2 protein-coding genes are annotated in these 7,458 nt (G+C 35.1%); both read left to right on the top strand.

Going from position 1 to position 7,458, the window contains the following annotated elements; all coding sequences use genetic code 11:
- Window positions 1–5,950, top strand: a 5,950-nt coding sequence (locus JF259_RS17420) for a non-ribosomal peptide synthetase (RefSeq protein ID WP_199116989.1), incomplete at its 5' end; no start/stop codon positions are given.
- Between the two features lie 11 nt (window positions 5,951–5,961).
- The coding region (locus JF259_RS17415; protein WP_233164368.1) for a condensation domain-containing protein at window positions 5,962–7,458 on the top strand (1,497 nt) is incomplete at its 3' end.

The following is a 7,458-nucleotide window of genomic DNA, read 5'->3' as shown; positions in this document are numbered from 1 at the left end:
CATTGCTTCAGATGGTTGGTCTTTACCAATTTTAGTAAAGGAATTAGAGACTATTTATACGCAAAAATTATCAGGTCAAACAATAGCTCTTCCAGAACTAACAGTTCAATATGCAGATTACAGTATTTGGCAACGTAATTATTTATCCGGTGAAACATTACAGAAAAAAATATCCTACTGGCGTGAATCATTACAAAATAGCATACCATTAGAATTACCAATAGACTTTACAAGACCTGCCGTACAATCAACTGAAGGAAAAATATATAATTTCAGTCTGGACAAAACTGTAACAGAGGCATTGAATGCCATTTCGCAAAAAAATGGAGCAACATTATATATGACCTTACTAAGTATCTACAAAGTATTTTTATATCGTTATACAGGGCAAACAGATATCAGTATTGGAACTCCAATTGCAAATAGAGGACAGAAAGAAATAGAAGGACTTATAGGGTTCTTTGTTAATACGATTGTTTTACGAGATGAAATTGAAGCGGATATAGATTTCACTACATTATTATCACAGGTAAAAGAGACCTGTTTGAATGCATACGAACATCAAGATGTTCCTTTTGAGCAAATTGTTGATGATTTGGAGCTAGAACGCGATCAAAGTAGAACGCCATTATTCCAAACTCTATTTATACTTCAAAACAATGAGGAAATAGAAGGATTTACTCTCGGGAAAAGTTCGGCAACTACGGTGAGAACTAAGCATACAACGGCCAAGTTTGATCTTACATTTAGTTTGAGAGAGACAACAGATGGAATTTTACTAGATATAGAATATGTAACCGATTTATTTAGGGAAGAGACGATTGCTCGAATGGCACGGCACTTCGCCAACATTGCAGAATCAATAGCTTATGATACAACGCAAGCGCTTGAAGTCATTGAAATGTTGGATACATCTGAAAAAGTACATTTGTTAGAGACTTTCAATAACACAACTGTTGATTATCCAGTGGATAAGACGTTAGTGGATTTGTTTGAGGTTCAGGCAAAAAAGACACCGGGGTCTACAGCGGTAGTCTATGAAGGCAAAGAATTAAGCTATGCGGAATTGGATGAAAGGTCCAATCAGTTGGCTAGATATTTAAGGGATTGTGGAGTGCGGCCAGATGCTTTAGTAGGAATTTGTTTAGATCGTAGCCTGGAGATGATCATAGGTATTCTAGGGATTTTAAAATCAGGAGGCGCTTATGTTCCTATAGATCCGGATTATCCAAGAGAGCGAATTGATTATATGCTTGATGATGGAGCTATAGATTTAATATTGAGTATGGAGTCGAGTGCTGACGCTCTAAAAGAGCGAGAGGATATATCTGTTTTGCTCTTAGATAGTTCATGGGATATTGTATCAAAATATCCAAAAAGGAAATTGAGTAGCGTATTATCGCCTGATAATTTAGCTTATATCATCTATACATCAGGTAGTACAGGTAGACCAAAAGGCGTATTAATAACACATGAAAACGTAGTACGATTATTCTATAATGACACTTCATTATTTGACTTTAATGAAAATGATGTTTGGAGTATGTTCCATTCATTTAGTTTTGATTTTTCTGTATGGGAGATGTATGGCGCTTTATTATTTGGGGGAAAACTGGTTGTAGTTCCAAAATCCTATACCAAAGATCCAGAACTTTTTGGAAGCTTATTGGCCAATGAAGGCGTTACGATCTTAAATCAAACACCGTCATCATTTAGTGTATTACAGGAACGAGTATTACAAAACAATCCAGACTTACAGGTTCGTTATGTGATTTTTGGAGGGGAAGCCTTGCATCCACAAATTGTAAAAGATTGGAAGGAAAGATATACAGCTTGTAAGATGGTCAATATGTATGGAATTACAGAAACCACCGTGCATGTCACTTACAAGGAAATCACGGAGAAAGAAATCGCATCCAATCAAAGTAACATTGGAGTTCCAATTCCAACATTGGGGTGTGTGATTTTAGACGATTCACAGAAATTAGTGCCAACGGGTGTACAAGGAGAGTTATATGTTACAGGAGCAGGATTGGCACGAGGATATTTAAACAGGGAAGATCTTACCAAAGAACGATTTGTAACCTTAGAGATAGGCAACGAATCAAGGAGATACTATAGAAGTGGGGATTTGGTAAAGATCAACACAGATGGAGAGTTAGAGTACTTGGGCAGAAAGGACGATCAGGTAAAGATCCGAGGCTATCGGATAGAACTAGGTGAAATTACGGCAGCTTTAGATCAAATAGAGGGTATCAAACAATCGGTTGTTTTAGCCAAAGAGGACGTAGGAGGAAATAAACGTTTGGTTGGATATGTAGTGGTAGAAGGGGCATTTGACAAGGACAAGGTCCAGGAAATCTTAAAAAACAGTTTGCCGGAGTATATGGTTCCCATGGTTTGGGTAGGAATGGAATCGATGCCCTTAACATCGAGCGGGAAGTTAGATAAAAGGGGGTTGCCGGACCCGGACGGTTCACAATTATTGACTCAAGAGTATGTGGCCCCGAGAAGTGAAATAGAAGAGCAACTAGCCGGGATTTGGGAGGAGTTGCTAGGATTGGACCGGGTAGGTGTTTATGATAATTTCTTTGAGTTAGGAGGACATAGTTTATTGGTTGTTCAATTTATCTCCCGTTTACAGAAACTAGGTTATCATATAGCAGTAAAAGATATTTTTACAAATCCAACTATTGCCGCAATTATAGGGAAAGTACTTGATGAAACATTAGTATATAAAGTTCCTTCCAATGGAATAACAGTTTCCAGTACGCGTATAACCCCATCGATGGTTCCATTGTTGGATTTGGAACAGGAAGAATTGGATGTCATAGTAAAGGCTATTCCAGGAGGCGTTTCCAATATTCAGGATATGTATCCATTATCTCCTTTACAAGCGGGAATACATTTTCATTATTTGATGAGCGATTCTGGCCAAGGGGATCCTTATGTTCTTTCTAATTTAATAACCTTTTCAGATACAGAAAAACGATCATCTTTTATCGAAGCGTTACAATTTGTGGTCAATCGCCATGATGTTTTACGAACATGTATATTGAGTACAGGTTTATCTAGTGCTGTTCAAGTGGTATTACGATCGGCGAAGTTGGAATTTGAAGTATTGGATTTTGATGGTTCTGAGGATATATTGTCAGAGTTGCAATTGTTAACCGCGCCGGGGACCCAGCGGATGGATATCTCTAAAGGTCCTTTATTGAAATTAAGGGTCGTAGACGATGTTATAAACGGAGCTTACTATTTACAGGTTAACTTACACCATTTGGTAATGGACCATTTAGGAATGGAGAAGATTATATCCGAGGTTACGATGTATTTATCAGGAAAGGGGTCCACTCTACCAACCCCGGTTTTATATCGAGAGTTTATAGGCCATACATTGCATATGCAATTCATTAATGATGGGGAGTCTTATTTCAGGACTTTGCTAGGTTCTATAGAAACGCCTACCTATCCATTTGACTTATCAAATACTTTAGAAACAGGCGGAGGCATAGAAGAGTCGCATCGAGTTTTGCCCACTGGTTTAAGTTTAGAGCTTCGAGAAGTTTGTAGTAGTATGGGAATTCGTCCGGCAGTCCTCTTTCATGCGGCTTATGGAATAGTTGTAGGTAGGTGTAGCAATACGGATCATGTCATTTTCGGATCTTTATTTTCAGGTCGATTACAAGGCTCTGTAGGCTCAGCAGATTCTTTGGGGTTATTTATAAATACGTTGCCAATATTTTTAAAATTAGAAGGAAGTGTAAAAGATTATTTATATGATGTAAAGTTAGTTTTAGAAGAATTGTTACCCTACGAGCAGACACCTTTGTCAAGTATTCATGACTGGAGTGGTGTTTCAAATGAAGTACCATTGTTTAGTGCATTGTTTAATTATCGTCATTCAGATCATGTGTCAGAAGCAACTAATGAAGATAGTATGGGGTTAGGTATCAGTAATATAGAATATTATGAACGCACAAACTATCCTTTTAATATAAGTGTAGATGATTTTGGAGATGATTTTAAACTAACTGTTCAAGTAGATAGAGCTATTGAATCTGACCGTATACTGGCTTATATGGAACAAGCTTTGGTAGGTCTTATAGATGGGGTTAAGGCAATAGACATTAAGGTTGAAAATGTAAATATCCTAACAAGGGAAGAGAAAACCGATCTATTAGACGTATTTAGTGGCACAACTGTTGATTATCCAGTGGATAAGACGTTAGTGGATTTGTTTGAAAATCAAGTAAATAAGACGTCAGAAGCTATTGCGTTAGTTTATAAAGAAAAACAATTAACATATAAAGAACTGGATGAATTATCGAATCAGTTAGCTCATTACTTGGTGGCGAATTATACGATAGCTATTGAAAATTCTATTGCAGTGATTTTAGAACGTAGCGATTGGTTGATAATTTCATTTTTAGCAATATTAAAAGCAGGGGGAACGTACGTGCCAATTGATCCTTCATATCCAGAAGTTAGAAAAAAATACATTCTGAATGATAGTGGAAGTATTTTTAGTATTGATGATGCATTTATAAGGATGTTTAAGAAACTAAGAACTGAATATACAACAAGTGTAATTAATAGTAATATACAAGCAGAAAATCTGGCATATATTATTTATACTTCAGGAAGTACTGGTAAGCCGAAAGGTGTCCTCATTGAACATCGAAGTATTATCAACACGATTTTATCTCAAATAGAAGTATTCTCAATTGATTCTGAATCTCATTGCTTACAATTTGCGAGCCAATCTTTTGATGCTTCCATTTCAGAAATTTTCACGGCACTTTTAAAAGGAGCTAGTCTACATATTATAGAAGAAGAGAAAAAGTTAGATGTTCTATTCTTTAAAGAATTTATAAGGAACAATTCAATTACTGTAGCAACATTACCACCTGCATTTTTACAATTATTGGACGTTGAAGATTTACAAGGATTTTCCACATTAGTAACTGCAGGAGAAGCAATTTCTGTAACATTAGCTAAGGATTTTGCTAATGAATACAACTATATAAATGCTTATGGTCCAACAGAAGCAAGTATTTGTGCTACTACATTCCATGGGGTAATAGAGAGTTTTGTGCCGATAGGAAAGCCTATTCACAATATACAGATTTACATTTTAAATGAAGCTAATGAATTACTTCCTATAGGAGTAGTTGGGCAATTATGCATAGGAGGGAAGGGAGTTGCCAGAGGATATTTAAATAAAGAAACGCTCACTCAAGAAAAGTTTATAGATAACCCATTTAAAGAAGGAGAAAGAATCTATAAAACGGGAGACTTAGCAAGATGTTTACCAGATGGCAATATTGAGTTTTTAGGAAGAAAAGACGATCAAGTGAAAGTTCGAGGTTATAGAATTGAATTGGGAGAAGTCGAGAATGCATTAAGATCCCTTCTTTCAGTATATCAAAGTTGTGTGTTAGCAAAAACAGATACATTTGGAAATAAACGCTTGGTGGGATATGTAGTTCCACATGAAGCATTTAATAAAGAGGCAATTCAAAAAGAGTTAAAAGAAATTTTACCAGAGTATATGGTTCCAACATTATGGATTGTATTAGATGAAATGCCAGTAACCAGTAATGGAAAAATAGCAAGAAAATTGCTGCCAAACCCAGAAGACTCTGAATTATGCAGTAGAGAATATGTAGCTCCTAGAAGCGAAGTAGAAGAAAAATTAGTAGTTATTTGGCAAAAGTTATTAGATGTAGAAAAGATTGGAATACATGATAACTTCTTCGAATTAGGAGGGCATAGTTTACTAGCAACTCGATTGGTTGCAATGATTCACAAAGAACTAAAAATAGAAATTTTTATTCAAGAGATTTTTGAGTTCAGTACAATAGAAGAAATGTCATCTTACATAAATTATAAGGTAGTCAACTTTACAGATGCCGTCGATGATTATAGTATGAGTGTTGATATATAATTTTTAATAATATGGATTTATTAAGTTTTTTTCAAAGACTAAACAAGCAAGGTGTAAAGTTGGTATTAAATAATGGATCACTAAATGTTAAATCGAATAAGAGAGTTGATCAACAATTACTTTTGGAAATAAAAAGTAACAAGAGATCCATTATTGAGTATTTAAAAAAATACCAAGGTGAGAATGCCGCTGAATTACAAGAAAAGTATCAATGTAAAAATACTAGTAGAACACTATTAGAAAAGTTAAGTCCGTTCAATAAAAATAATGTTGAAAAAATTCCTTTATCATTTAATCAAGATCGTTTATGGTTTTTAGACCAGTTAGAAGGGACTCTAGCTTATCATCTTCCTACAGTTATTAGTTTAGAAGGGAGTTTAGATATAGCTACGCTAGAAAAATCGTTAAAAACGATAGTTTCTCGACATGAAGTATTACGAACCAATCTAAAGGCTGCTGAAGGAATCGGATATCAACAAATAGTAAGTGAAGAAAATTGGTCGTTAGACCAGATTAAAGTAACGGAAGAAACAATAAAAACTACGTTACAGGATTATATTAATATTCCATTTGATTTATCTAATGATTATAAACTAAGAGCTTGTTTATACCATTTAAGGGATGAAAAATATGTCTTGGCATGTGTTTTCCATCATATCGCTAGTGATGGATGGTCTTCTAATATTTTAGTTGGAGAACTTGTTGAACTATACGGTTCTATACGTTTTGAAAGAAAAACTGAGCTTCCAGAATTAACTTTACAATATTCGGATTATTCTATTTGGCAGCGTAAGTATATAAAAGGTGATGTATTAGAATCTCAGTTATCGTATTGGGAAGAGAAATTAAAAGGAGTAAGTACCTTGTCTTTACCTACAGATTACCCTCGTTCATCAATCCAAAGTATAGAAGGGTCTAGTATTTTTTTAGAATTGGATTTAGAACTAAGTAGTACAATCCGGTCAATATGTCAGAAGGAAGGAGTAACATTATTTATGTTTATGTTATCAGTATTTAAGGTTTTGTTATCTCGATATAGTGGTCAAGATGATATTAGTGTGGGGACTCCTATAGCAAATCGTACGCAATCAGATTTGGAAGGGATGATTGGTTTTTTTGCCAATACATTAGTTCTTCGTAGTGATTTGGGAGGTAGTCCAAGTTTTATAGAATTATTATCTAGAATTAAAGAGACTACACTTGAAGGCTATGATCATCAATTAGTGCCTTTTGATAAGGTAGTTGAACGAGTGGTTTCAAGACGAGATATTGGTATTAACCCATTATTTCAGGTAATGTTTGTTTTACAGAATGCTTCGATAATGTCTATGTTGAATGAAGAAAAATTAGATGGAATTGCTATATCTAATTATGAGCTTGATGTGTTTACCTCTCAATTTGATCTAATGTTTAGTGCGAAAGAACACAGCGAAGGGATTGCTATTCATATTGAATATCGTACGGCCTTATTTAAAGAAGAGACGATTGCGCGTATCGCGGGACATTTT

It is taken from the genome of Snuella sedimenti (assembly GCF_016428595.1).
Taxonomy (GTDB): domain Bacteria; phylum Bacteroidota; class Bacteroidia; order Flavobacteriales; family Flavobacteriaceae; genus Snuella; species Snuella sedimenti.
Note: the sequence above shows the minus strand (reverse complement) of the source record. Positions and strands in the feature narration are given on the sequence as shown.